Raw genomic sequence first — 23981 nt, forward strand, 5'->3', positions numbered from 1 at the left:
TGGAACGCATTATGACTTGTCATATGGCGGAGAGAAAGCGAAAGTTACGGCGTCAGCGTTCCAGCCGACCGTCTCCGATCGCGCTTGCTTCGAAGGTGAATAGCGTCTCCGGATCAGGCGCGTCGATCCGGCCGGCGATCTCCTTCGGCGCGAGTTCACGCAACAGGTGGCGGATCATCGCGCGGCGTGCGCGCCTTTTGTGGTCGCCGCGGACGCAAGTCCACAGAGCCGCGGGCGTGCTGGTGCGGGTCAGCATCGTATCGCGCGCCACAGTGTAATCGTCCCACTTGTCCTGAGCCACCGCATCGAGCGGCGAGATCTTCAACGCCTTCAAGGGATCCGTGCGGCGCGACTCGAGCCGTGCTGCCTGCTCCTCGCGCGAGATGTCGAGCCACAGCTTCACTAGCCGGATGCCGTCACCGATCAGCATCGCCTCGAAGCCCGGCACGTCGGCGAGGAAACGTTCTTGCTCCTCCGCGCTGGAGAAGCCGTTCACCACCTCAACGCCGGCGCGATTGTACCAGCTGCGGTTGAAGATCACGAGTTCGCCCGCGGCGGGCAGGTGAGTCACGTAGCGCTGGAAGTACCATTGCGAGCGTTCCCGGTCGGTCGGCTTCGGAAGCGCGACCACGCGGGTCTGGCGCACCGCTAGATGCCGCGTGATCGTGCGGATCGCGCCATCCTTGCCGGCCGTATCACGCCCTTCGAGCACGACGACCGCGCGAGCGCCGCTGTCCGCTGCCCATTGCTGGTAGCGGACGAGGGCGAGCTGAAGTTCTCGATCTTCACGCTCATGATCGTCTTTCACGGGGTTCAGACCAGCTCGACGGCAACGGCGGTGGCTTCGCCGCCGCCGATGCAAAGGCTTGCAATACCACGCTTTTTGCCGTGATGCTTGAGCGCGGCGATCAGAGTGGTGATGATCCGCGCGCCCGAGGCGCCGATCGGGTGGCCGAGCGCGGTTGCGCCGCCGTGGACGTTGATCTTGTCATGCGGAATGCCGAGATCGCGCATCGCGAACATCGCGACGCAGGCGAACGCCTCGTTGATCTCGAACAGATCGACATCGTCGATCGACCAGCCCGCCTTTTCGAGCAGTTTCTCAATCGCACCGACGGGAGCGGTGGTGAAGGCGGCGGGTTCCTGTGCGTGCGCGGAATGCGCGACGATCCGGGCGACCGGCTTTTGCCCCTTTGCTTCGGCAATGCTTGCTTTGGTCAGCACCAGCGCGGCGGCGCCATCGGAAATCGAGGAGCTGGTCGCGGCAGTGATCGTGCCGTCCTTCGCGAAGGCGGGCTTCAGCGTCGGGATCTTGTCCGGCATGCCGCGACCGGGTGCTTCGTCGGTGTCGACCACCACCTCGCCCTTTCGGGTCGCGACGGTCACCGGGACGATTTCCTCCACAAAAGCGCCCGACTTGATCGCTTGCTGCGCGCGGCGCAGCGACTCGATCGAATAATCATCCTGCGCCTGGCGGGTCAGCTGATATTCGTTGGCGGTATCCTGCGCGAACGTGCCCATCGCACGGCCCACTTCATAGGCATCCTCAAGCCCGTCGAGGAACATGTGGTCATAGGCCGTATCGTGGCCGATGCGCGCGCCCGAGCGGTGCTTCTTGAGGATGTACGGGGCGTTGGTCATGCTCTCCATGCCGCCCGCGACGATCAGGTCGGCGGAGCCGGCGGCAATCGCCTCGGCGCCCATGATCACCGTCTGCATGCCCGATCCGCAGACCTTGTTGACCGTCGTCGCCTGCACCGACTTGGGCAGCCCGGCCTTGATCGCCGCCTGACGCGCCGGCGCCTGGCCGAGCCCGGCGGGGAGCACGCAGCCCATGTAGATGCGCTCGACATCAGCGCCGTCCACACCGGCGCGTTCGACCGCAGCTTTCACCGCCGTGGCGCCGAGGTCAGTCGCGGAAACATCGGCGAGCGCGCCCTGCATGCCGCCCATCGGCGTGCGGGCATAGGAAAGAATGACGACGGGGTCGGTGGCCATGGAAATGCTGCTCCGCGGAAGAAATCTTATTGATGACGATCTAGTCACGAAGTTTCGCGAATACAAAGGGTCGCGGATTGCGTTAGGCGGCGATGGACTCACTCATCGACGTGCTCAAATGGGCGGCTTCGATCAGCGGCATGATTGCCGCTTTCATGGTTTCGCTGGACCTCGGCCGCCGAGTGACTGGCTGGGGCTTCGTACTATTCGTCGGATCATCGATCTGCTGGATCAGCGGCGCGGCGATGACGGGCGATTGGGCGCTTGGAACCCAGAACGTCGTCCTGTTCGGGATCAACCTGTTCGGCGTGTATCGATATCTGATACGAAAGAAGGGTGTCTGACCTTTTCTGGCCAATCGCGCTCGGGTTCCTTGGTGCGATCCTCGGCAGCTTCCTTGCGACAGTTGCAATCCGTTGGCCGGCCGGCCGCTCCTCGGTTGCCGGGCGATCGATGTGCGACAATTGCGGTGCGCCGATCCGCGCGGGTGACCTGATTCCGCTGGCTTCCGCCCTGCTGCTGCGCGGCAGGGCACGTTGCTGCGGTGTGCCGATCGCGCCGTTGCACGGGCAGGTGGAAGCGGCCTGTGCGCTGGTGGGGCTTGCCGCGGGTGTGGTGTTGCCTGAGCCCGCCGGGATCGTCGTGGCGGCGTTCGGCTGGTTGCTGGTGCTGGTCGCTACGCTGGATGCGACCGAGATGTGGATTCCGGACCCGCTCGTCGCCATTCTTGCCATCGGCGGCGTGCTGGCAGCGCTGGTGCTGCCGCCGCCGCTTACCGAGCGGTTGATCGGCGGGGCGGCAGGTTTCGGATCCTTGTGGCTGATTGGCTTCGCCTACCACCGCCTGCGCGGGCAGGAGGGGCTGGGCGGGGCCGATCCCAAGCTGTTCGGGGCGATCGGCCTGTGGCTCGGGTGGCGGATGCTGCCGCCCGTGCTGCTGATCGCGGCGCTCGTGGGGCTGGGGATCGTGGCGTGGCGGCTGACGACAGGCCGGGCGGTGGCGCGTGACGATGCCGCGCCGTTCGGGACGTATCTTGCCGTCGCGGCTTACCCGGCGCTGCTGCTCATGGTAGAGTTCGGATCATGATCGCGTTGCTTCTCGCCCTGGCGGCCGCGGATCCGCCCAAACCGCCGGAGTCGATCGATGGCCTGCCGATCGGCGGCCTCGAGCGCCAGTCGATGCCCGGGCAAGGGTGCGCGGCCTATCTGTTCAGCGCCGGCAAGTCGCGCACGTTTGTGGCGATGGCGAGCGCCGCACCGGGCACGTTGCGGATCGCGGTGGACGGCAAACCAGGCGATTACGCGCGCGGATCGCAGACCGGAAGCGTCGGCTATGGCTTTGGCGCGACGACCGAATATCGCGGCGGCGATGTCACCGCGACGCTCGACATGACGGTGCAGACGCGCAAGGACCTGTCACAAGGGGCAGTGGTGGAACGTGGAACGCTGCGTATCGACCGGACGGGGAAGGATACGATCGTGCTGCCGGTGGCGGGGCTGATCGGGTGTGCGGCGTGATAGCCGTTCGCTTTCTGTCTGGCCGAGCTTGACCCGGAGACCAGTTTTTTCTCGCTGATGACGAAATAACGGGCCCCCGGGATCAAGTCCGGGGTGACGAGATGACAGAGACGAGGACCAACTCGCGCGGAAAGAAAAAACAAGGGAGAGGATCGATGAAGGACTTACTGGCTGCCCAGCGCGAGAGCTTCATGGCCGCGCTCCCTGAACCATTGTCAGTGCGCAAGGATCGGCTGAAGCGCGCCGCCGCAATGGTCCGCGACCATGCCGATCGCTTCTGCGACGCGCTGAGCGAGGATTTCGGCCACCGCAGCCGCGAGCAATCGATGATCACCGATATCGGCGGCTCCGTCTCGCCGATCGAGCATGCGCTGAAGAACCTGGAGAAATGGGCCAAGCCGGAGAAGCGGGGCGTTCAGTTTCCGCTCGGCCTGCTGGGTGCCAAGGCGTGGGTGGAATATCAGCCCAAGGGCGTGATCGGGGTGATCGCGCCGTGGAACTTCCCGGTGAACCTGGTCATGTCGCCGCTCGCCGGCGTGTTGGCCGCGGGCAATCGCGCAATGGTGAAGACGAGCGAATATACGCCCGTCACCGCCGCCTTGTTCGAGGAAATCGTCGGGCGGTATTTCGATCCGACCGAGCTCACCTTTGTCTCAGGCGGGCCGGACGTGGGCAAGGCGTTCGCCGAGCTGCCGTTCGATCACCTGCTGTTCACCGGCGCGACCGGGATCGGGCGCCACATCCTGCATGCCGCGGCGGACAATCTGACGCCGGTCACGCTGGAGCTCGGCGGCAAATCGCCGGTGATCGTCGGCAAGGGCGCCGATATGAAGCAGGTCAGCGAACGAGTGGCAGTCGGCAAGATGCTGAACGCGGGGCAGATCTGTCTCGCGCCCGACTATGTGCTGGTGCCGTCCGAGCAGGAAGGCGCGGTGGTCGAAGGGCTGAAGAGCGCGGCAAGTGCGATGTACCCGACGCTCCTGTCCAATCCGGATTATACCAGCGTCATCAACGATCGGCATTTCCAGCGCTTGAACGACTGGATTGCCGATGCGCGCGACAAGGGCGCGACGGTGGAGGTGGTCAATCCCGCCAACGAGGATTTCGGCAGCACCAACAGCCGCAAGATGCCGCTGCACATCGTGCGTGATGTAACAGACGACATGACGCTGATGCAGGAGGAAATTTTCGGCCCCGTCCTGCCCGTGCGCCGTTATGACGGGATCGAGAGCGCGATCGCGGAAGTGAACCGGCGTGACCGACCGCTAGGGCTTTATTATTTCGGTGGCGATGAGGGTGAGCGTCGGCGGGTGCTGGACCGGACGATTTCGGGCGGTGTGACGCTGGACGACGTGGTGTTCCACGTGTCGATGGAGGATCTGCCATTCGGCGGCGTCGGGCCATCGGGCATGGGATCATATCATGGGCTCGACGGCTTCCGCACCTTCAGCCACGCCAAGGCGATCTACAAGCAATCGAAACTGGATGTGGCGAAGATCGCCGGGTTGAAGCCGCCCTATGGCGCCGCGACCCGCAAGGCAGTGGCGCGGCAGATCAGCGGGTAATCAATCGGGCGCGGCGCGGGGGAAGCGATCCCCCGTGCCGAACCCAGTCAGTTCGTGCAGTGATCAGTGCGCTGAGATTTCTTCCTTCAGACGCAGCTTCTGCTTCTTGAGCTCCGCAATCAGCATGGTATCGGGCATTGGCCGATGCCGTTCGTCGTCGATGCGCTGATCGAGCGTGGCATGCTTGGCCTCCAGAGCCGAACGATGCGCGGTCTGCATATCAGGAACCTCCTTGCTTGCTTGACGGGACTCAGGAGTAGAACACTGATCGGCCAAAATGTCTCACGCGAAAGTGGTTAAGTTGCGCCGGGCTGCGCGGCATCCGCGATGTCACGCAGTTGTAACGAGTTTCTGCAGCGCAAGTCACACGCCTTCTGCTAAGGGGACCGCGAAACGGAGGGCGACTTGGTGGACGATGGCGAGCTCATCACGCGATTGGGCGCGCTCCGGCTGGAGCATCGCGATCTCGACGCGGCGATTGTGGCATTATCCGCCGGGAGCGATCAGCTGCAGCTTGCGCGGTTGAAGAAGCGCAAGCTGCGGCTGCGCGATGAGATCAGCGCGATCGAGGATCAGCTCATCCCCGACATCATTGCATGAGTATCGCTTTGGGACGGATCACGCCAAGGTGGTCGGTTCCGGCCTGTCGCAATCGCCCATCGACGATGTAACGGTTGCGGCATGCACGGGGGCACGCAGGAATCGCCGATCCATCGGCGGCTGATCGACACTCTATATGTCGAGGCGATGGTGCTCGCCGACGATGCGCGGAGCTATTTCGACGATGGCGGTCGCGAGGAGCGCGAAGCACTGGCGCCGATGGCGCGCGTGACGTTCAGCTGCGAATCGCTGAAGGTAACCACGCGGCTGATGCACGTCATCGCCTGGCTGCTGACCCAAAGGGCCGTGCTGGCTGGTGAGCTGCGGGCGCGCGACGCGCTTGACGCATCGCGGCGGCTGGGCGATTCGCCGGCGACGACGGGCGAGACCGTGGCGGAACTGCCGCCGCAGGCGCAGGCGCTGGTGGCGTCGAGCATGGATCTGCATCGTCGCGTCGCGCGGCTGGACGCGGCTCAGGAGGCCGGGCTTCCCGACGAAAGCCCGGCGCGGCAGATGTTCCAGCGGCTGGCGACGGCGTTCTGAAACCGCGGGAGGCTCAGCCTTCCACCCGCTCCCAGTGACCGGCCTCGAACCCGCCGACCGCCAGAGCGGCGACGCGCGCGGCGACCACTTCCGGCGGCTTCACCGATGCGGGATCCTCGCCGGGATAAGCGCGGGCGCGCATCTTGGTACGAGTGGCGCCGGGATCGATGATGGCGGTGCGCACGCGACTGATCTCCGCCATTTCATCGCCATAGGCGCCGAGCAGCGTCTCGAATGCGGCCTTGGACGCGCCATAGGCACCCCAGTAAGCGCGTGGCTTGCGGCCGACGGAGGAGGTGATGCCGATCACCTTTCCGGCATCCGAACGGCGCAGCATCGGATCGAACGCCTGGATCAACGCCACCTGCGCGGAGACGTTGAGCGTCAGCACCGTGGCGAGCTCCTTGGTGTCGATCGCGGGCACGGCGGCGAGGGTGCCGAGGGTGCCTGCGTTGAGCACCAGCACGTCGAGCGCCTGCCAGCGTTCAGCGATCGCCGTGGCGAGACGGGCGATCGAATCGTTCTCGGTCAGGTCGAGCGGGGCGATGGTCGCGGAGCCGCCGGCGTCGAAGATCGTTTCTTCGACCTCCTCCAGCGCCTTGCCGGTGCGGGCGGTGAGCACGACGTGTGCGCCTTGCGCGGCAAGCGCGATTGCGGTGGCAGCGCCGATGCCGCGGCTCGCGCCAGTGATGAGGGCGAGCTTGTTGTCGAGAGGTTTGTTCAATTCCGTTCGCCCTGAGCTTGTCGAAGCGCGCCTTCTATCTCGCTGATCCGGAAATAGAAGGGCGGGGCTTCGACAGGCTCAGCCTGAACGGGAGATCAGGCCACCCGTTCTTCGAGCATCGCGAACTGATCGACCGCGGCGGTATCGTCGTGATCGGTCAGCGCGGTGGGATAATCGCCGGTGAAGCAGGCGTCGCAATAGCCGGGGCGATATTGCGAGCGCTCCGACTTGCCGAGCGCCTTGTAGAGACCGTCGATCGTGACGAACGCGAGGCTGTCGGCGTGGATGAAATCGGTCATCGCGCCGAGATCATGCGTCGCGGCGAGCAGCTTGGCGCGCTCCGGCGTGTCGACGCCGTAGAAGCAGCTGTGCTTGGTCGGCGGGCTGGCGATGCGCATGTGCACCTCCGCCGCGCCAGCCTCGCGCATCATCTGCACGATCTTGAGGCTGGTGGTGCCGCGGACGATCGAATCGTCGATCAGCACCACGCGCTTGCCCTTGATCAGCGCGCGGTTGGCGTTGTGCTTCAGCTTGACGCCGAGGTGGCGGACCTTGTCGCCTGGCTGGATGAAGGTGCGGCCGACATAGTGCGAGCGGATGATGCCGAGCTCGAACGGAATGCCGCTTTCCTGCGCATAGCCGATCGCTGCTGGCACCCCCGAATCGGGCACCGGGATGACCAGATCGGCTTCGACGGGCGCCTCGATCGCGAGCTGCTGCCCGATCGCCTTGCGCACCGAATAGACGGACTGGTCGTCAACGATCGAATCAGGGCGCGAGAAGTACACCCATTCGAAGATGCAGGGGCGGGGTGCTACCGGGCCGAACGGACGGACGGAGCGCATCTCGGTGCCCTGGACGATCACCAGTTCGCCCGGCTCGACGTCGCGGACAAACTCCGCGCCGACCACGTCCAGCGCCACGGTCTCACTGGCGAAGATGATCGAATCATTCAGCTTGCCCATGACGAGCGGGCGGATGCCGAGCGGGTCGCGGCAGGCGATCATGCCCTCAGGCGTCATCACGATCAGCGCATAGGCGCCTTCGATCTGCTTGAGCGCATCGATGAAGCGATCGAGCAAAGTGCGATAGTTGGACGTGGCGACGAGGTGGATGATCGTCTCGGTGTCGCTGGTCGACTGAAAGATCGAACCGCGCCGGATCAGCTCCCGGCGGACCTTCATGGCGTTCGAGATATTGCCGTTATGCGCCACCGCAAAGCCGCCGCTCGCCAGCTCCGCGTAAAGCGGCTGGACGTTGCGCAGCGCCGTCTCGCCGGTCGTCGAATAACGCACATGGCCGCAGGCAACGCTGCCCGGCAACGCGCCGATCACGGCCTCGCTATCGAAATTGCCAGCGACGTGACCCATCGCTTTCTTGGTGTGAAAGTGATGGCCGTCGAATGAGGTGATGCCTGCGGCTTCCTGCCCGCGGTGCTGAAGGGCGTGCAGCCCCAGCGCCACAAGCGCGGCGGCGCCTTCGGAGCCTGACACTCCAAAGATGCCGCACTCCTCGTGCAGATGGTCGTCGTCGAAAGGATTTGTGGTCAGCATGTGCGTGGGGGCTCGCGTCGTGCGCGGCCCATATAGCGACTGTCGCCGATTTGTCATGGGGTGGATCGAAGCGCGCGCCCATCGGTTCGTGCGCGAAAGGAGAGTTCCGCGATGGCCAAGGACCACGGATCGCAGATCAAGGACGACAAGCTCTACGAAGACCTGCGCAAACAAGGCGAATCGAAGGAGAAGGCGGCGCGGATCGCCAATGCCAAGGCGGCGGGGACGCTGGAGCACCGGGGCGAGAGGCTCGAGGATCGGACCAAGGACGATCTATACGAGGAAGCGCAGGAGATCGGGATAGAAGGGCGGTCGAAGATGAACAAGGCGGCGCTGGTGGAGGCGATTCGGAACCATAAGTGAGTTGGGCGGCGCCCGAGCTAGTAAGGTCTCCGTCCGTCATTCCCGCGGAGGCGGGAATCGATAAGCACCAGCGCTGAGTATAGAGCGGAGACGTCCGAGTTTATGGATCCCCGCCTCCGCGGGGATGACGGATGAGTCGGGCTGGTGATTCGTGCCTTCAGGACTGTAATGGCGGCGCCATGACCGACCCACGCGAAGCTGGCCTCACCCTCGATCCGAAGTACGATGCCGCCGGCCTCGTCACTGCCGTGGTGACGGACGTCGCCACCGGCGAGGTGCTGATGCTGGCGCATATGAATGCCGAAGCGCTAACGGCGACTCGCGCTAGCGGGAAGGCGACCTTCTGGTCGCGTAGCCGCCAGGCTTTGTGGGTGAAGGGCGAGACTTCGGGGCATTTCCTTAGCGTTCGCGAGTTGCGCATCGACTGTGACCAGGATGCGATCTGGGTGATCGCCGAGCCTGCCGGCCCCGCCTGTCACACCGGCGCACGTTCCTGTTTCTATCGCCGTATCACGGAGGAAGGGCTGGAGCGCGTGGGTTGAGATATGTGGCGCTGGCGCTGCTGCTTGCCGCCTGCGGCCAACCGGCGCCCGATCCCGCGCGACCGGAGGAAGCCGGCGCTGCGTTGGAGCAGGCGGCCCTGAAAGCCGGGATTGTCGCCGACCCCGCCAATCTTAACCCTGTTGGGGCTTACGCCTCCGAGACGGATCGGGTGTGCATCGTGCCGCACAACAAGGATTATCGGATCGGCGCCAGCGTTGAATATGGCGAGGGGCAAAGCTGTATCGCACGCGGCGTCGCATCCGGCCGCGACACGTTGCAGATCGACTTCGGGGAGGATTGCCGCTTCGAGGCTGGCGTGGAGGGTGGGCGGGTCGTTTTTCCGGCCGTGCTCCCCCCCGCGTGTGATCGGCGCTGCACCGGGCGTGCTACGCTTACCGCCATCAACGCCAGCTTGCTCAGCAGCGCCGAAGCGGAAGCGCGGGCTATGCGCGCGCCTGACGGGGAGCCGCTCTGCAGTTGACGTTCACGTAAGCGGTAGGTAAACCGCCGGTCATGTCGGTTGCTGGCGTCTTTGACTCGCTCCCGCCTCGCGCGGATCGCACGCATTTTACCATCACTGATCTCGCGTTGGAGTTCGGCGTGACCCCGCGTGCGCTGCGCTTCTACGAGGACGAGGGGCTGATTGCCCCCGACCGGCGCGGCACCGCGCGTATCTATTCGCATCGTGATCGTGCGCGGCTTGCCTGGATCCTGCGTGGCAAGCGTGTCGGGTTCAGCCTGGCCGAGATCCGCGAGATGATCGACCTCTACGACATCGGGGACGGCCGCAACACGCAACGCTCCGTGACGATCGCGCGATGTCGCTCCCGGATCGATGCCCTCAACGCGCAGAAGCGCGACATCGACGATGCGATTGCCGAACTCGACGAGTTCGTCGCCCTACTCGAACAACCCGATAAGGACTGATCCCATGCCGCAATACACCCCGCCGGTGCGCGACACGCGCTTCGTTCTCGAGCATGTCGTCGGCCTGAGCGGCCATGCGAACGTGCCCGGCTTCGCCAACGCCACGCCCGATACGGTCGACGCGGTGCTGGAGGAGGGCGGGCGCTTCGTTGCCGAGGTGCTGTTCCCCATCAACCAGTCGGGCGATCAGGAAGGGTGCACCCGGCACGACGACGGATCGGTAACGACCCCGGCGGGCTTCAAGGAAGCGTACAAGCAGTTCGTCGAGTCGGGCTGGGGCACACTGTCGGCGCCGGAAGCGTTCGGCGGACAGGGGATGCCGCACGTCGTCTCGACCGCGTTCCAGGAATATATGATCTCGGCCAACATGGCGTTCGCCATGTATCCGGGCCTGTCGCATGGCGCGATCGCGGCGCTGGTCGCCAAGGGTTCGCCCGAGCAGCAGGAAAAGTACCTGCCCAAGATGGTGTCGGGCGAGTGGGGCGGCACCATGAACCTGACCGAGCCGCAGTGCGGCACCGACCTTGGCCTGATCCGTACCCGCGCCGAGCCGCAGGGCGATGGATCGTACAAGATCACCGGCACCAAGATCTTCATCTCGGCCGGTGAGCACGACCTCACCGACAATATCATCCACCTGGTGCTCGCCAAGACGCCGGGCGCGCCGGATAGCTCGAAGGGCATCAGCCTGTTCGTGGTGCCCAAAGTTATGGTGAACGATGACGGTTCGCTGGGTGAGCGCAACGCGGTGTCGTGCGGATCGATCGAGCACAAGATGGGCATCCACGGCAATTCCACCTGCGTGCTGAACTATGACGGCGCGACCGGCTGGCTGGTTGGCGAGGAGATGAAGGGCCTTGCCGCGATGTTCATCATGATGAACGCAGCTCGGCTCGGCGTTGGCCTGCAGGGCCTCGGCGTGGCGGAGACGGCGTATCAGAACGCGGTGCAATATGCCGAGGACCGCCGGCAGGGCCGGGCGCTGACCGGGGCGGCTGAGCCCGAGGAGAAGGCGGATACCTTGTTCGTCCATCCGGATGTTCGCCGCATGCTGATGAACGCCAAGGCTTGGACCGAAGGGCTGCGCGCGCTGTGCCTGTGGGGCGCGCTTCAGGTCGACCTGGAGCACAATGCCGAGGACGAGGCGGCGCGGCAGGAGGCGGCGGACCTGATCGGGCTGCTCACCCCCGTCATCAAGGGTGTTGGCACCGACAAAGGCTATCAGGTCGCGACCGACGCGCAGCAGGTCTATGGCGGGCACGGCTACATCCAGGAATGGGGGATGGAGCAATATGTCCGCGATGCCCGCATCGCGATGATCTACGAAGGCACCAATGGCGTGCAGGCGATGGACCTGGTCGGCCGTAAGCTGGCGATGAACGGTGGGCGCGCGATCCAGCTGTTCTTCAAGGTGGTCACGGAGGAATGTGCGGCGGCCAAGAGCGGGCCTGCGGCGGAGTTCGCCGGGCGGCTGGAGAAGGCGTTGGGCGAGCTCCAGGCGGCGACCATGTGGTTCATGGGGAACATCAGCAACCCGAACAACATCGGCGCGGGCGCGGTACCGTACATGCATCTGCTAGGCGTGGTTGCCACCGGCCTGATGTGGCTGCGCATGGCTGTCGCCGCGGCGGCGCTGAAGGAAGCTGGCGAGGGCGATGCCGCGTTCCTCGACGCGAAGCTGGTGACGGCGCGCTTCTTCGCCGAGCGCGTGCTGCCGGAAGCCGGATCGTACCGCCGCCAGATCGAGGGCGGGGCCGAGGCGCTGATGGCACTGCCGCCGGAGATGTTCCGCGCGGCGTGAGATCTTCGATCGGTGGAGAGGCGGGGCGCCTCTCCACCGACGATCTTACCCGCAGGACAGTTTGACGATCGTGCCGGCTTCGTCGGTTTCGATGTTCAACCGATCTTCGCGATAATCCATGGTGAGCGCGGCACCTGGGCCGTAGCTGCGCACTGCCGCGGCGCCAGCGCGCTTCTTGGCGTCAGCCTCGTTAGCCGCCAGCGGCTTGCCGACGAGATTTTGCACTGCCGTTGCATCGCACTTGCCACCCGCCGGAGCGGAATTCGTCGTTGCACAGGCGCCAAGTGCCAGCGCCGCCATCACGATCATCTTCATGCTTCGATCTCCGTCCGGGTCATCTTGAGCTTGCCGCCGACGACCGCGAAGCCCAGCCTGCCCTCGACCAGATCGAGCGCATCACGGCCGAACTGATCGAATCGCCAGCCTTCGAGGATCGCGAGATTGTCGCGCGTACCGGCGGCCAGTGCCTCCAGCTCCTCGCCGCGCGCGAGCAGCCGCGGCGCGACGTCAATATCGCGGGCGCGGATCTTGAGCAGCAGCTTGAGCAGATCGGCGACCAGCGATCCGTCTTTGCCAAGCCCGGGCTTGCGATCCTCGCGGGGGGGCATTTCCTCGGCGGAGAGCGGCTCGGCGCTCTCGATCGCCGTCATCAGCCGCTTGCCGATGTCGTTCGACGCCCAGGTCGCTGACAGGCCGCGCACCTTGGACAGATCGGCCTGCTTCTTCGGTGGGTGGCCGGCGAGGTCAGCGATCGTCTCGTCCTTGACGATGCGGCCGCGCGGCAGATCCTTGCCCCGCGCCTCGACCTCGCGCCACCGCGCGATCGCCTTGAGGCGGCCGAGTACGTCAGGCCGCCTGCCGGAAATGCGCACGCGCTTCCACGCGAGATCGGGATCGTTGGCGTAGTTCGACGGATCGGAGATACGCTCCATCTCCTGGTCAAGCCACGCGCCGCGCCCGGTCTTCTTCAGCCGTTCCAACATCTTGGGGAAAATCCTGGAAAGATGCGTCACGTCGCCGATCGCATAATCCACCTGGCGCTGATCGAGCGGGCGGCGCGACCAGTCGGTAAAGCGTGCGCCCTTGTCGACCGCGATTCCCAGCCAGCTGTCGACCAGGTTGGAATAACCGATCTGCTCGCCCTGGCCGAGCGCCATTGCCGCCACCTGCGTGTCGAACATCGGATGCGGGGTCTTGCCGGTCAGGTTGTAGATGATCTCGATATCCTGCCCGCCGGCATGGAAGACCTTCAGCACATCCTCATTGTTGACGAGCAGGTCGAGCAAAGGCTGCATGTCGAGCCCCGGCGTCATCGGGTCGATCGCCGCGGCTTCCTCGGTATCGGCGATCTGGATCAGGCAGAGTTCCGGCCAATAAGTGTTCTCGCGCATGAACTCCGTGTCGACGCACACAAAGGGGGCATCGGCGAGGCGGGCGCACAGATTGGCGAGCGTGGCGCTGTCGGTGATAAGCGGGTGAACATGCATAAGCGCGGCTCCTTAGCTCCACGCGCGCGCCTTGACAAAGAGGGGATGGAAGGGGAGGGGCGCGGGCCATCTCCTAACCCGTCATCCCAGCGGAAGCTGGGATCTCGTGGTAGGAAGCGCACCCTTTCCGCACGAGACCCCAGCTTCCGCTGGGGTGACGAGAGAAACGAGACATGCACGCCTATCGCTCGCACAATTGCGCCCAGCTCGACGCCGATCAGGTCGGCAACGAGGTCCGCCTGTCCGGCTGGATTCACCGCAAGCGCGATCACGGCGGCGTGCTCTTCGTCGATTTGCGCGATCATTACGGGATCACCCAGATCGTCGCCGACAGCGATTCGCCCGCGCTGCCGGTGCTGGAATCGCTGCGTGTCGAGTCGGTCATCACGATCGACGGCACGGTTAAGGCGCGCTCCGAAGCGACGGTGAACCCGAACCTTGCCACCGGCGAGATCGAGGTGTTCGCCCGCGCTGTGACGGTGCAGAGCCAGGCGCAGGAACTGCCGATGCCGGTCGCCGGCGAGCAGGATTACCCGGAGGAGATCCGCCTGCGCTACCGCTTCCTCGATCTTCGTCGCGAGAAGCTGCACGCCAACATCATGCTGCGATCGAAGGTAATTTCCTCGATCCGCGGCCGCATGGTCGATCAGGGCTTCACCGAATTCCAGACGCCGATCCTCACCGCCTCCTCGCCCGAGGGCGCGCGCGATTATCTGGTCCCCAGCCGCGTGCATCCAGGCAAGTTCTACGCGCTCCCGCAGGCGCCGCAGATGTTCAAGCAGCTGCTGATGGTCGCCGGCTTCGACCGCTATTTCCAGATCGCGCCCTGTTTCCGCGACGAGGACGCCCGCGCCGATCGCTCGCCCGGTGAGTTCTACCAGCTCGATTTCGAGATGAGCTATGTCACGCAGGAGGATGTGTTCGCTGCCATCGAGCCGGTGCTGCACGGCGTATTCGAGGAATTCGCGGACTGGCAGGGCAAGGGCCGCACCGTCAGCCCGTTGCCGTTCAAGCGCATCCCGTATCGCGAATCGATGCTGAAATACGGCAATGATAAACCCGATCTGCGCAACCCGATCGAGATCAACGACGTGTCGGGCTATTTCTCCGGCTCGGGCTTCGGCCGCTTTGCCTCGATCGTCGAGGCCGGCGACGTGGTCCGCGCGATTCCCGCGCCGAATACTGCCGACAAGAGCCGGAAGTTCTTCGACGACATGAACGCCTGGGCGCAGAGTGAGGGCTTCGCTGGCCTCGGCTATGCGACCCGCAAGGGCGGTGAGTTCGGCGGCCCGATCGCCAAGAACCACGGCGACATCGGCATGCGTGAGCTTGCCGAAGCGCTTGGCCTGGGCCCCGACGACGGCGTGTTCTTCGCCGCCGGCAAGGAGGCGCAGGCCGCCAAGCTCGCGGGCCTCGCCCGCACCCGCGTCGCCGAGCAGCTCGACCTCATCGACAAGAGCCGCTTCGAATTCTGCTGGATCGTCGACTTCCCAATGTTCGAGTACGATGACGAAGCGAAGAAGGTCGACTTCAGCCACAATCCCTTCTCGATGCCGCAGGGCGAAATGGAGGCGCTGGAGAGCAAGGACCCGCTCGACATCCTCGCCTATCAATACGACATCGTCTGCAACGGCATCGAATTGTCGTCGGGCGCGATCCGGAACCATCGCCCGGAGATCATGTACAAGGCGTTCGAGATCGCTGGCTACAGCCAGGCCGATGTCGACACCAACTTCGCCGGCATGATCAACGCGTTCAAATACGGCGCGCCGCCGCACGGTGGCTCCGCGCCGGGCATCGACCGTATCGTCATGCTGCTCGCGGACGAGCCGAACATCCGCGAGGTGATCGTCTTTCCGATGACGCAAAAGGCGGAAGACCTGATGATGGGCGCGCCGAACTTCGCCACGGCCAAGCAGTTGAAGGAACTGAACCTGCGCTCGACCGCGGATCAGCCCAAGGATGTCGCCAAGTCGGTCACCCCCGACGCCGGCTGAATTGGGAACCAGGGGGCGGCGCAAGCGCTAAGCGTTTATGTCGTTGACCGCCTCGCGCGCCGCCCTGCTCCACGTCGCCCTTCAGGATCTTCGCGCCGGCAAGCAGTTGCTGATCGACCGACTAATGCCGCTGGCCGATGCGGCGTCCGATCCGGGATTGCAGGAAGTAATCGAGCGCGATCGCGCCAACGCCCGGCGGCACGCAGCGCGGCTCGACGACATGGCGGACCTTGCCGGCGCGCCGCACAACCTGTGGATGAGCGGCATCCTGGATGATGCCGAACGCGATGCTGACAGCCACATGCGCGGTCCGATCCTCGACACGGCGCTGATCGGGGCGCTGCGCAAGGCCAAGGCTGCGGAGCTTGTCTCGATCGAGACCGCCATGGCACTCGCTGGCAGTGAGTCGCCGACGATGCTGCCGGGCTTGTCCGCGAACCATGCCGAGGATCGCGCCGTCGAAACACGGCTCGCGCGACTTCTTGGAACCATCGGCGGCCACATTCCGGTGGCGTGAGCCGCCGCCACAGCACTTCAGTCAAGGCGGTTGACCCCGGCACCCGGACCCGCCTACCGCCCGCCTCCTCGATTTCAGGAGAGGCTCCATGCGTGCGTTCATCTTCCCCGGACAAGGCAGCCAAGCCGTCGGCATGGGCCAGGCGCTTGCCGCATCGAGCGCGGCAGCGCGCGAAGTGTTCGGCGAGGTGGACGAGGCGCTTGGACAGAACCTGTTCCGACTGATGGTCGAGGGGCCAGCGGACGAACTGACGCTTACTGAAAATGCGCAAGCAGCGATCATGGCCAATGCCGTTGCCACCTTGCGCGTGCTGGAGCGGGAAGGCGGCGTGCGGCTGGCCGACAAGTCCGATTTCGTCGCTGGGCACAGCCTGGGCGAATATAGCGCCCTGTGCGCGGCGGGGGCGATCGACCTCACCACCACGGCGCGGCTGCTGAAGCTGCGCGGGCAGGCGATGCAGGCGGCGGTGCCGGTGGGCGAGGGCAGCATGGCGGCGCTGCTCGGCGCGGATCTCGACAAGGCGCAGGCGATCGCGGCGGCGGCGGCCGAGGGCGAGGTATGCACCGTCGCCAATGACAACGATCCCTCGCAGGTGGTGATTTCGGGCGCGAAGGCCGCGATCGATCGCGCGATCTCGATCGCCAAGGATCACGGGGCTAAGCGCGCTGTTGCGCTGCCGGTGTCCGCGCCGTTCCACTGCCCGCTGATGCAGCCGGCGGCGGACGCGATGGAAAAGGCGCTGGCGGACGCGCGCGTCTCGGCGCCGCTGGTGCCCGTCTATGCCAATGTCATTGCCGCGCCGGCGAGCGACCCCGACACGATCCGCCGACTGCTGGTGGAGCAGGTGACGGGCATGGTGCGCTGGCGCGAATCGGTGCTGGCGATGGTGGAGGCGGGGGTGACCGAGTTCGTCGAGTTCGGCGGCAAGGTGTTGACCCCGATGGTCAAGCGCATCGCGCCGGATGCGAATGCGGTGAGCGTGGTTTCGATGGACGACATCGAGGGATTGTTGAAGACGTTGTAATTGGTTCTCACAGGGAGCGCAGAGGGCACAGAGAGGGCGCGATGAAGGATATCGATGCGATCAGCGGCGATGTCCTTGATCTATCAATCAGACTCCATCGTGATCTGGGTGCCGGGCTTCTTGAAAGCGTCTACGAGACGGTTCTTGCCGAGTGGCTGGCGCGACGAGGATATAGGATCGCGCGCCAGCGCGCGATCGACATCACCTTTGACGGCATGCATATCGAAAGCGCCTTCCGGATTGATTTGTTGGTGGAAGAACGCGTGATTATTGAGATCAAATCGGTCGACCGCTTGCTCCCGGTTCATTCGAAGCAGATCCTGACCTACATGCGCCTGACCGGCCAACCGTTGGGTCTCCTGATCAACTTCGCAGGCGCGACGCTGAAGGAAGGATTCCGGCGGTTCGTCAATAGTCCGACCGTCTCTGCGTCCTCTGCGCTCTCTGTGAGAACCCGATAAACCCAGGAGTTAAAAGCAATGTTCGACCTCACAGGCATGACCGCGCTGGTCACGGGCGCGTCCGGCGGGATCGGTTCGGCGATCGCGCAGGCGCTGGCGGGGCAGGGGGCTCGGTTGGCGGTGTCCGGATCTAATGCCGAGAAGCTGGCCGCTTTTCGTGATCAACTGGGCGGCGATCATGTCGCGGTGCCCGCGAACCTGTCCGACGCGGCGTCGGTGGATGGACTGGTGCCGGCGGCGGTTGAGGCGCTGGGCGGGCGGATCGATATTCTTATCAACAATGCCGGCGTCACGCGCGACAATCTGGCGATGCGGATGAAGGATGAGGAGTGGGATCAAGTGATCCGTGTTAACCTCGAAGCCGCGTTCCGCCTGATCCGCGCGGCTGCCAAGCCGATGATGAAGCAGCGTTTCGGCCGCGTGATCTCGATCACGTCGGTGGTCGGGCAGACCGGCAATCCCGGCCAGGCCAATTATGCCGCGTCGAAGGCCGGCCTAGTCGGCATGTCCAAGGCCCTTGCGCAGGAGCTCGCCAGTCGCAACATCACAGTGAATTGCGTGGCGCCCGGGTTTATCCGATCGGCAATGACCGATGTGCTGCCGGACGCGCAGAAAGCTGCGCTGCTGACCAAAATCCCGGCGGGCGATCTGGGGACCGGCGAAGACATCGGTGCAGCGGTCGTTTATCTCGCATCGCGCGAGGCCGGCTATGTCACCGGCCAGACGCTGCACGTCAACGGCGGCATGGCCATGATTTAAACCGCACTTGTAACGCAGCGAGCCCCGTTCTACCTGCGTTCAGGATTCTACCCACCCCCGAATTGAATAAAGGGAATGACTATGAGCGAGACCGCCGACCGCGTGAAGAAGATCGTCGTCGAGCATCTCGGCGTCGAAGCCGACAAGGTGACCGAAGATGCGAGCTTCATCGACGATCTCGGCGCGGACAGCCTCGACATCGTCGAGCTGGTGATGGCGTTCGAGGAAGAGTTCGGGGTGGAGATTCCGGACGATGCCGCCGAGAAGATCACCACCGTGCGCGATGCGATCACCTATATCGACGAGCACAAGGGCTGATCGCCTGCGGGCAGCGTGGCTTTGAGCCGACGGCTGCCCGGATCAGGATTTGAGCGGCTCCCCGTCCCCGGCTAGAGGGCGGGGAGCCGTTTCGTTATGAATTACATGGAGTAGCGCAATGCGCCGCGTCGTCGTCACTGGTCTCGGTCTCGTCACCCCGCTTGGTGCGGAAGTCGAGACCGCATGGGCCAATCTCATCGCCGGCAAGTCCGGCGCCGGGCCGATCACGCGCTTCGACGCGACCGATTACAAGTGTCGCATCGCTTGCGAGGTGAAGCCGGCCGATCACGCTTATGGCTTCGACGCGGGCAAGCGGGTCGATCACAAGATCCAGCGGCAGGTCGATCCCTTCATCGTCTATGGCATCGATGCGGCCGGCCAGGCGCTCGAGGACGCCGGACTTACCGAGATGAGCGAGGCGGAGCGCTTCCGCGCGGGCTGCTCGATCGGCGCCGGCATCGGCGGCCTGCCGGGGATCGAGAGCGAATCGATCGTCCGGCATGAAAAGGGACCGAGCCGCGTCAGCCCGCACTTCGTGCATGGCCGTCTCATCAACCTGATCTCGGGCCAGGTGAGCATCAAATACGGGCTGATGGGCCCGAACCATGCGGTGGTCACCGCGTGCTCGACTGGCGCGCACTCGATCGGTGATGCCGCGCGGATGATCGCGATGGATGATGCCGACGTGATGCTCGCGGGCGGCGCCGAGGGCGCGATCTGCCCGCTCGGGATCGCCGGGTTCGCGCAGGCGCGCGCGCTGTCGACCAATTTCAACGACACGCCGGAAAAGGCGAGCCGGCCGTATGACAAGGACCGCGACGGTTTCGTCATGGGCGAGGGCGCGGGCGTGGTCGTGCTGGAGGAATATGAACGGGCCAAGGCACGCGGCGCGAAGATCTATGCCGAGGTGATCGGCTACGGTCTGTCGGGCGATGCTTATCACGTCACGGCGCCGCATCCCGAAGGCTCGGGCGCGTTCCGATCGATGGAGATGGCGATGCGCAAGTCCGGACTCCGCCTGGAGGATATCGACTATATCAATGCGCACGGCACCTCGACCCCGCTGGGCGACGAGCTGGAGCTGGGCGCCGTGCGGCGGCTGTTCGGCGACCATATGAGGTCGCTGTCGATGTCCTCGACCAAGTCGGCGATCGGCCATTTGCTGGGCGGTGCCGGCGCCGTCGAGAGCATCTTCTGCATCCTTGCCATGCGCGACCAGATCGTGCCGCCGACGCTAAACCTCGATAACCCAAGCGACAATTGCGCGGGCGTGGACCTGGTGCCGCACACCGCCAAGAAGCGGCAGGTGCGCGCGGTGCTGAACAACAGCTTTGGCTTCGGCGGCACGAACGCGTCGCTGGTGATGAAGGCGATCTGATAGCAATCTGTTCCCCGGCGACGCCCGGGGTCCAGTTTCGGGCCGGCCACAACTGGCCCCGGCCTCCGCCGGGGAACGGAAGTAGATGCGCAAAATCGGCTGTTTCGGACTCATCATCGGCCTCGCGCTGATCGCCGCGCTCTTTTGGGTCGCGCGCGACTGGTCGGGCGCCGGCCCGGCGGAAAAGCGGCTGGCGATTGTCGTTCCCGAGGGGGCGAGCCTAACCCGCGCCGCGGCCGATCTGGAAAAGCAGGGCGCGATCCGCTCGGCGTGGCGCTTCCGCGGCTATGCGCGGGTGTTCGGCACCGGCACCCCGATCAAGGCGGGTGAATATGCCATCCCGGCAGGGGCGAGCGCGGCCGACATCCTGACCCTGTTGGAAGAAGGCAAGGTCCGCCAACGGCTGGTGCCAGTGCCGGAGGGCTATCCGTCGATCCTCGTCCATGAGGCGCTGATGCGCGCCGAGGGGCTGACCGGCGACGTTGCCGTGCCCCGCGAAGGGTCGATCCTGCCGGACAGCTACGCGTATCAGCTGAACGATACGCGGGCGGCGGTGGTCGGCCGGATGCAGAAGGCGATGGCCGATTATCTCGCGGCGGCTTGGAAGAAGCGCAAGCCCGGCATTGCCGTCACCACGCCCGAACAGGCGGTGGTTCTCGCCTCGATCGTCGAGAAGGAAACGAGCAAGCCGTCGGAGCGGCGGACAGTTGCAGCGGTCTATACCAACCGACTGAAGCGCGGCATGCCGCTCCAGGCAGATCCCACCGTCATCTACCCGATCACCAAGGGCAAGCCGCTCGGTCGCCGGATCAAGCGGTCCGAGCTTCAGGCGAAGAACGGGTACAACACTTACGCCAGTGCTGGCCTGCCAATTGGCCCGATCGCCAATCCGGGGCGGGCGTCGATCGAGGCGGTGCTCGATCCGGCGGCGAGTTCGGCCCTCTATTTCGTTGCCGATGGCACGGGCGGGCATGTGTTCGCGGACACGCTTCAGCAGCACAATGCAAACGTCGCAAAGTGGTATGCCATCCGCCGTGCGCGCGGCGAGATGTAGGCTGTTCACTTTGCCGAGCGTGTGGGTAGAACCGACGGGTCACCTTACGGACTCCCCTGCTCCTTGCCGACCACGCCCATGCTGATCGCCACCGGCGCCGTTCTTCTCCTGCTGGTCGCGGGGGCGTCGATGGCGCTGTACCGCGGGCTGAAGGCGATCGCTGTGGCGGAGCGCGTGCAGGAGCGAAGCCGCGCGGCAGAGGCGCTGCTTGGCGTTGCGCCGATGCAGCCGATTCTAGTGCGGGCGGATCTGCGCATCGAGATGCCGCCGCGGGTGGCGGATCTGTTTGGCCTGGTGCAGCCTGCCACTGACTTCGATGGGTTGAGTGCCGCGGGCGGTGGGCTCGATCCGCTGGATGCCGAGCATGTGCTGTCGGACGTGACCGCGCTTCAGCGATCGGGAAAACCCTTCGTACGTCAGGTCCGACCCCGCGGCGCCGCACGCGCCCTGACGCTGCGCGGCGCGCCCTCGCCGATCGGGATGAGCAGCGCCGACGTGGTGGTGTGGGTGCATGACGCGAGCGAAGCGCAGGCCGAGGTCGAGCGGCTCGCGGCCGAGCAGGCGCAGGTGCGCGAGGCATTCGATGCATTGACCGGGCTGATCGAGGCCGCCCCGATGCCGATGTGGTATCGCGGCCCCGATCTGCGGCTGGCGATGGTCAACTCCGCTTATGTCCGCGCCGTCGAGGGCGCCCATGCGGCGGACGTGGTCGCGCGCGGCGTGGAACTGATCGAGGGATCGGGGCAGGGTGGGCCGCTCGCTGGTGCCACTGCGGCGCGTGAAGCGGGACGGCCCGAGATCCGCGTGCTGCCGGCGACGATCGGCGGCGCACGCCGCTCGATGCAGCTGCACGACGTGCCGCTGCCCAACGGCGGCGTGGCTGGCTTTGCAATCGACGTCGAGGAACTGGAGGAAGCGCGCGCGCGGGAGCAGCGGTTCGCCGAGGCGCAGCGCGCCATGCTGGACCGGCTATCCGCGGGCGTGGCGCAATTCGGCAGCGATCGGTCGCTCGTTTTCTGCAATCAGCCGTTCCGTCGAATGTTCGCGATGCGCAGCGAGTGGCTGTCCGATCGCCCGGAGTTCGACCGCGTACTGGAACGCATGCGGGAGGCCAATCGCTTGCCCGAAGTGCGCGACTTCCCCGGCTGGAAGGCGGAGCGACGCGACTGGTTTACGCGGACGGACGCTGCGACCGAAGAGACGTGGCACTTGCCCAATGGCGTGTACATTCGCGTCGTCGCGCAATTGCTGCCCGACGGCGGGTTGCTGCTGATCTTCGAGGATCGGACGGAGGAGGTGCAGCTTGCCTCGGCGCGAGACACGTTGCTGCGCGTGCGCACCGCGACCTTCGACAATTTGTTCGAGGCGCTGGGCGTGTTCGCGGCGGACGGGCGGCTCCAGCTTTGGAACAATCGCTTTCGCGCCTTGTGGGAGCTGGAGGAGGAATTCCTCAGCGGCCATCCGCGTGTCGATTCGGTGGCGGAGAAGATCGCGCCCAAGCTGCGTACCCCCAATCGAGCCAAGCTGGTGACCGAACTGGTCCGCTCGGCGACGACCGACCGGCAGCAGCGGGGCGGGCGCGTGGCGCTGGCGGACGGTCGGCATTTCGAGTTCGCCGCCGTGCCGCTTCCCGATGGCAATGCGCTGTTCACCATGCTCGACATTACCGACAGCCGCCGCGCCGAACAGGCGCTGCGTGAGCGGGCGGCGGCGCTGGAGGCGGCGGACCGGGTGAAGACCGCGTTCGTGGCCAACATGAGCTATGAATTGCGCACGCCGCTGACCTCGATCAGCGGCTTTGCAGAGATGCTGCACGGCGGCTACGCCGGCAAGCTGACGGCGCAGGCTGACCAATATGTCGCGGCGATCCTCGAATCGGTCGGTCGGCTGGGTACGATGATCGACGACGTGCTCGATCTGACGCAGGGCGCGGGGGATACGCCGATGGCGCGCGAGACGGTCGATCTCGCCTCGGTCGCCCGAGCAGCCGCAGACGACATGAGGCAGATGGCCGTGGAGCGCGCGATTGATCTGGCGGTGGAGATCGGCACCACCACCGGGGAGGTGAACGGCGATCCGCGCCGCTTAGGCGAAGTGATCGATCATTTGCTCCGCCATGCGCTCAGCGCGGCGGAGCCGGGCGGGCGGGTGCTGCTGCATACCGATGGCGACGAGCGACGCGCGCGGATCATCGTGTCGGACGATGGCGCAGGGATGGATGCGGAGGCGGCGCGTCATGTTTTCGACCGCTTCGCTCAGCCCAGCGCCAGCGATCGCGGCGTACGTGCGCTTGACCTCGGCCTGCCGCTCGCCAGGCAATTCGCCGAGGCGCATGGCGGTACGATTTCGTTGGTGAGCGAAGTCGGCGTCGGCTCCCTGGTCACGGTGGAGTTGCCGCGATGACGACAGGGACGATGCGCCTGGGCGATCTCGCCGCGACTGAGGCCGTCGGCGCGAAGCTGGCGAGTGGCTTGCGGGCCGGCGACGTGATCACGTTGAAGGGGCCGCTGGGTGCGGGGAAGACCAGCATCGCGCGCGGCTTGCTGGCAGCGTTGGGGCTTGCCGGTGAAGCGCCGAGCCCGAGCTTCGCGATCGTCCAGCCTTATGATCTGCCCGAGGTGCGGCTGCCGGTGATGCACGTCGATCTCTACCGGCTGGACGAGGCGGCGGAGCTTGCCGAATTGGGTCTGGATGACGCGCTGTACGATTCCGCCTTGGTGGTGGAATGGCCCGATCGCGCCGGCACGGGCGCCTGGCCCGATGCGCTGCGGCTGACGCTGGCGATCGAACCGGATGGCGCGCGACGCTTGACTTGGGAAGCGCCGGCGGCATGGGAGCGCCGATGGCCATAG

The 23981-nt window shown here is 65.4% G+C and carries 28 protein-coding genes; 21 read left to right on the forward strand and 7 right to left on the reverse strand.

Translation table 11 applies throughout. The features are described from left to right. Positions 1–52 precede the first annotated feature (52 nt). Together ppk2 and SPHI_RS00740 are read right to left on the reverse strand one after the other, a co-directional pair. Positions 53–808 (reverse strand): polyphosphate kinase 2, encoded by a 756-nt coding sequence (ppk2, locus tag SPHI_RS00735; protein ID WP_076742979.1) that lies wholly within the window; start codon positions 806–808, stop codon positions 53–55. 5 nt (positions 809–813) lie between these two features. Next, positions 814–1998 (reverse strand): acetyl-CoA C-acyltransferase, encoded by a 1185-nt coding sequence (locus SPHI_RS00740; protein ID WP_076742980.1) that lies wholly within the window; start codon positions 1996–1998, stop codon positions 814–816. Positions 1999–2090: 92 nt separating this feature from the next. Here SPHI_RS00740 and SPHI_RS00745 point away from each other — a divergent pair, with 92 nt between their 5' ends. The 4 genes from SPHI_RS00745 (at position 2091) to SPHI_RS00760 (ending at position 5080) form a co-directional block, all read left to right on the forward strand. Continuing rightward, a complete protein-coding gene (locus SPHI_RS00745) occupies positions 2091–2342 on the forward strand; it encodes a hypothetical protein (protein ID WP_233130570.1) in 252 nt (83 codons plus the stop codon). Further along, positions 2335–3084 carry a prepilin peptidase gene (locus tag SPHI_RS00750; protein WP_076742981.1) on the forward strand — a complete coding sequence of 250 codons (750 nt, stop codon included), beginning with the start codon at positions 2335–2337 and terminating at the stop codon, positions 3082–3084. The genes SPHI_RS00745 and SPHI_RS00750 overlap by 8 nt, the downstream gene beginning before the upstream one ends. Continuing rightward, positions 3081–3515, forward strand: coding sequence for a hypothetical protein (locus SPHI_RS00755; protein WP_076742982.1), 435 nt, complete (start codon positions 3081–3083; stop codon positions 3513–3515). Before SPHI_RS00750 ends, SPHI_RS00755 begins: the two co-directional genes overlap by 4 nt. Positions 3516–3670: 155 nt before the next feature. Beyond that, positions 3671–5080, forward strand: coding sequence for a coniferyl aldehyde dehydrogenase (locus tag SPHI_RS00760; RefSeq protein WP_083719560.1), 1410 nt, complete (start codon positions 3671–3673; stop codon positions 5078–5080). Positions 5081–5143: 63 nt separating this feature from the next. Here SPHI_RS00760 and SPHI_RS00765 read toward each other — a convergent pair whose 3' ends face one another. Next, positions 5144–5299, reverse strand: coding sequence for a YdcH family protein (locus SPHI_RS00765; RefSeq protein WP_076742984.1), 156 nt, complete (start codon positions 5297–5299; stop codon positions 5144–5146). Between the two features lie 189 nt (positions 5300–5488). Here SPHI_RS00765 and SPHI_RS00770 point away from each other — a divergent pair, with 189 nt between their 5' ends. Then, entirely contained in the window at positions 5489–5680 is a 192-nt protein-coding gene (locus SPHI_RS00770) for a YdcH family protein (protein ID WP_076743223.1), read from the forward strand. Between the two features lie 81 nt (positions 5681–5761). Continuing rightward, positions 5762–6223 (forward strand): DUF1465 family protein, encoded by a 462-nt coding sequence (locus SPHI_RS00775; RefSeq protein ID WP_076742985.1) that lies wholly within the window; start codon positions 5762–5764, stop codon positions 6221–6223. Between the two features lie 13 nt (positions 6224–6236). Here the strand turns inward: SPHI_RS00775 and SPHI_RS00780 are convergent, their stop codons facing one another. Together SPHI_RS00780 and purF are read right to left on the reverse strand one after the other, a co-directional pair. Further along, on the reverse strand, positions 6237–6947 hold the full coding sequence (locus SPHI_RS00780) for an SDR family NAD(P)-dependent oxidoreductase (RefSeq protein ID WP_076742986.1): 711 nt from the start codon (positions 6945–6947) through the stop codon (positions 6237–6239). A 95-nt stretch (positions 6948–7042) separates the two neighbouring features. Further along, positions 7043–8500, reverse strand: coding sequence for an amidophosphoribosyltransferase (gene purF / locus SPHI_RS00785; protein WP_076742987.1), 1458 nt, complete (start codon positions 8498–8500; stop codon positions 7043–7045). Between the two features lie 111 nt (positions 8501–8611). Here purF and SPHI_RS00790 point away from each other — a divergent pair, with 111 nt between their 5' ends. The 5 genes from SPHI_RS00790 (at position 8612) to SPHI_RS00810 (ending at position 12134) form a co-directional block, all read left to right on the forward strand. Then, a complete protein-coding gene (locus SPHI_RS00790) occupies positions 8612–8863 on the forward strand; it encodes a Rho termination factor N-terminal domain-containing protein (protein WP_076742988.1) in 252 nt (83 codons plus the stop codon). 179 nt (positions 8864–9042) lie between these two features. After that, positions 9043–9405 carry a phosphoribosyl-AMP cyclohydrolase gene (gene hisI / locus SPHI_RS00795; RefSeq protein WP_076742989.1) on the forward strand — a complete coding sequence of 121 codons (363 nt, stop codon included), beginning with the start codon at positions 9043–9045 and terminating at the stop codon, positions 9403–9405. Beyond that, positions 9402–9887 (forward strand): hypothetical protein, encoded by a 486-nt coding sequence (locus SPHI_RS00800; protein ID WP_076742990.1) that lies wholly within the window; start codon positions 9402–9404, stop codon positions 9885–9887. The genes hisI and SPHI_RS00800 overlap by 4 nt, the downstream gene beginning before the upstream one ends. 32 nt (positions 9888–9919) lie before the next feature. Continuing rightward, on the forward strand, positions 9920–10333 hold the full coding sequence (locus tag SPHI_RS00805; protein ID WP_076742991.1) for a MerR family transcriptional regulator: 414 nt from the start codon (positions 9920–9922) through the stop codon (positions 10331–10333). Between the two features lie 4 nt (positions 10334–10337). Continuing rightward, the gene (locus SPHI_RS00810; RefSeq protein WP_076742992.1) at positions 10338–12134 is read left to right on the forward strand and encodes an acyl-CoA dehydrogenase C-terminal domain-containing protein; all 1797 of its coding nucleotides are present in this window, start codon (positions 10338–10340) and stop codon (positions 12132–12134) included. Between the two features lie 45 nt (positions 12135–12179). On the opposite strand, the gene SPHI_RS00815 is transcribed toward SPHI_RS00810, so the two are convergent. After that, positions 12180–12449, reverse strand: a complete 270-nt coding sequence (locus SPHI_RS00815) for an I78 family peptidase inhibitor (RefSeq protein ID WP_076742993.1) — start codon at positions 12447–12449, stop codon at positions 12180–12182. Further along, a complete protein-coding gene (gene rnd / locus SPHI_RS00820; protein WP_076742994.1) occupies positions 12446–13621 on the reverse strand; it encodes a ribonuclease D in 1176 nt (391 codons plus the stop codon). The genes SPHI_RS00815 and rnd overlap by 4 nt, the downstream gene beginning before the upstream one ends. Positions 13622–13794: 173 nt before the next feature. Here rnd and aspS point away from each other — a divergent pair, with 173 nt between their 5' ends. The 10 genes from aspS (at position 13795) to tsaE (ending at position 23981) form a co-directional block, all read left to right on the forward strand. Then, positions 13795–15618, forward strand: a complete 1824-nt coding sequence (gene aspS, locus SPHI_RS00825; RefSeq protein WP_076742995.1) for an aspartate--tRNA ligase — start codon at positions 13795–13797, stop codon at positions 15616–15618. A gap of 37 nt (positions 15619–15655) precedes the next feature. After that, positions 15656–16135: a DUF892 family protein gene (locus SPHI_RS00830; protein WP_076742996.1), complete on the forward strand. Its 480-nt coding sequence runs from the start codon at positions 15656–15658 to the stop codon at positions 16133–16135. Between the two features lie 88 nt (positions 16136–16223). Continuing rightward, positions 16224–17159 carry an ACP S-malonyltransferase gene (gene fabD / locus SPHI_RS00835; RefSeq protein WP_076742997.1) on the forward strand — a complete coding sequence of 312 codons (936 nt, stop codon included), beginning with the start codon at positions 16224–16226 and terminating at the stop codon, positions 17157–17159. Positions 17160–17200: 41 nt separating this feature from the next. Continuing rightward, complete coding sequence (locus tag SPHI_RS00840) at positions 17201–17620, forward strand: GxxExxY protein (RefSeq protein ID WP_076742998.1); 420 nt, start codon at positions 17201–17203, stop codon at positions 17618–17620. Positions 17621–17638: 18 nt separating this feature from the next. Further along, a complete protein-coding gene (gene fabG, locus SPHI_RS00845; protein WP_076742999.1) occupies positions 17639–18379 on the forward strand; it encodes a 3-oxoacyl-[acyl-carrier-protein] reductase in 741 nt (246 codons plus the stop codon). An 81-nt stretch (positions 18380–18460) separates the two neighbouring features. Continuing rightward, a complete protein-coding gene (locus SPHI_RS00850) occupies positions 18461–18697 on the forward strand; it encodes an acyl carrier protein (protein ID WP_046410516.1) in 237 nt (78 codons plus the stop codon). Between the two features lie 118 nt (positions 18698–18815). Beyond that, positions 18816–20075, forward strand: a complete 1260-nt coding sequence (fabF, locus tag SPHI_RS00855; RefSeq protein WP_076743000.1) for a beta-ketoacyl-ACP synthase II — start codon at positions 18816–18818, stop codon at positions 20073–20075. 85 nt (positions 20076–20160) lie between these two features. Next, positions 20161–21129 carry an endolytic transglycosylase MltG gene (gene mltG / locus SPHI_RS00860; RefSeq protein WP_076743001.1) on the forward strand — a complete coding sequence of 323 codons (969 nt, stop codon included), beginning with the start codon at positions 20161–20163 and terminating at the stop codon, positions 21127–21129. A gap of 78 nt (positions 21130–21207) precedes the next feature. Beyond that, positions 21208–23532, forward strand: a complete 2325-nt coding sequence (locus SPHI_RS00865; protein ID WP_076743002.1) for a sensor histidine kinase — start codon at positions 21208–21210, stop codon at positions 23530–23532. 11 nt (positions 23533–23543) lie between these two features. Then, on the forward strand, positions 23544–23981 hold the full coding sequence (gene tsaE / locus SPHI_RS00870; protein WP_076743224.1) for a tRNA (adenosine(37)-N6)-threonylcarbamoyltransferase complex ATPase subunit type 1 TsaE: 438 nt from the start codon (positions 23544–23546) through the stop codon (positions 23979–23981).

This window comes from Sphingomonas jeddahensis, from assembly GCF_001981525.1.
GTDB lineage: Bacteria > Pseudomonadota > Alphaproteobacteria > Sphingomonadales > Sphingomonadaceae > Sphingomonas > Sphingomonas jeddahensis.

What these genes read in the sequence shown, in the direction of transcription:
- hisI (WP_076742989.1), top strand. Translation starts at nt 9,043, where the DNA reads ATGACCGACCCACGCGAAGCTGGCCTCACCCTCGATCCGAAGTACGAT.
- SPHI_RS00865 (WP_076743002.1), top strand. Translation starts at nt 21,208, where the DNA reads ATGCTGATCGCCACCGGCGCCGTTCTTCTCCTGCTGGTCGCGGGGGCG.
- tsaE (WP_076743224.1), top strand. Translation starts at nt 23,544, where the DNA reads ATGCGCCTGGGCGATCTCGCCGCGACTGAGGCCGTCGGCGCGAAGCTG.
- rnd (WP_076742994.1), bottom strand. Translation starts at nt 13,621, where the DNA reads ATGCATGTTCACCCGCTTATCACCGACAGCGCCACGCTCGCCAATCTG.
- SPHI_RS00850 (WP_046410516.1), top strand. Translation starts at nt 18,461, where the DNA reads ATGAGCGAGACCGCCGACCGCGTGAAGAAGATCGTCGTCGAGCATCTC.
- aspS (WP_076742995.1), top strand. Translation starts at nt 13,795, where the DNA reads ATGCACGCCTATCGCTCGCACAATTGCGCCCAGCTCGACGCCGATCAG.
- SPHI_RS00775 (WP_076742985.1), top strand. Translation starts at nt 5,762, where the DNA reads ATGCACGGGGGCACGCAGGAATCGCCGATCCATCGGCGGCTGATCGAC.
- SPHI_RS00790 (WP_076742988.1), top strand. Translation starts at nt 8,612, where the DNA reads ATGGCCAAGGACCACGGATCGCAGATCAAGGACGACAAGCTCTACGAA.
- SPHI_RS00815 (WP_076742993.1), bottom strand. Translation starts at nt 12,449, where the DNA reads ATGAAGATGATCGTGATGGCGGCGCTGGCACTTGGCGCCTGTGCAACG.
- SPHI_RS00805 (WP_076742991.1), top strand. Translation starts at nt 9,920, where the DNA reads ATGTCGGTTGCTGGCGTCTTTGACTCGCTCCCGCCTCGCGCGGATCGC.
- mltG (WP_076743001.1), top strand. Translation starts at nt 20,161, where the DNA reads ATGCGCAAAATCGGCTGTTTCGGACTCATCATCGGCCTCGCGCTGATC.
- SPHI_RS00745 (WP_233130570.1), top strand. Translation starts at nt 2,091, where the DNA reads ATGGACTCACTCATCGACGTGCTCAAATGGGCGGCTTCGATCAGCGGC.
- SPHI_RS00765 (WP_076742984.1), bottom strand. Translation starts at nt 5,299, where the DNA reads ATGCAGACCGCGCATCGTTCGGCTCTGGAGGCCAAGCATGCCACGCTC.
- fabD (WP_076742997.1), top strand. Translation starts at nt 16,224, where the DNA reads ATGCGTGCGTTCATCTTCCCCGGACAAGGCAGCCAAGCCGTCGGCATG.
- fabG (WP_076742999.1), top strand. Translation starts at nt 17,639, where the DNA reads ATGTTCGACCTCACAGGCATGACCGCGCTGGTCACGGGCGCGTCCGGC.
- SPHI_RS00840 (WP_076742998.1), top strand. Translation starts at nt 17,201, where the DNA reads ATGAAGGATATCGATGCGATCAGCGGCGATGTCCTTGATCTATCAATC.
- SPHI_RS00740 (WP_076742980.1), bottom strand. Translation starts at nt 1,998, where the DNA reads ATGGCCACCGACCCCGTCGTCATTCTTTCCTATGCCCGCACGCCGATG.
- SPHI_RS00760 (WP_083719560.1), top strand. Translation starts at nt 3,671, where the DNA reads ATGAAGGACTTACTGGCTGCCCAGCGCGAGAGCTTCATGGCCGCGCTC.
- fabF (WP_076743000.1), top strand. Translation starts at nt 18,816, where the DNA reads ATGCGCCGCGTCGTCGTCACTGGTCTCGGTCTCGTCACCCCGCTTGGT.
- SPHI_RS00755 (WP_076742982.1), top strand. Translation starts at nt 3,081, where the DNA reads ATGATCGCGTTGCTTCTCGCCCTGGCGGCCGCGGATCCGCCCAAACCG.
- purF (WP_076742987.1), bottom strand. Translation starts at nt 8,500, where the DNA reads ATGCTGACCACAAATCCTTTCGACGACGACCATCTGCACGAGGAGTGC.
- SPHI_RS00810 (WP_076742992.1), top strand. Translation starts at nt 10,338, where the DNA reads ATGCCGCAATACACCCCGCCGGTGCGCGACACGCGCTTCGTTCTCGAG.
- SPHI_RS00830 (WP_076742996.1), top strand. Translation starts at nt 15,656, where the DNA reads ATGTCGTTGACCGCCTCGCGCGCCGCCCTGCTCCACGTCGCCCTTCAG.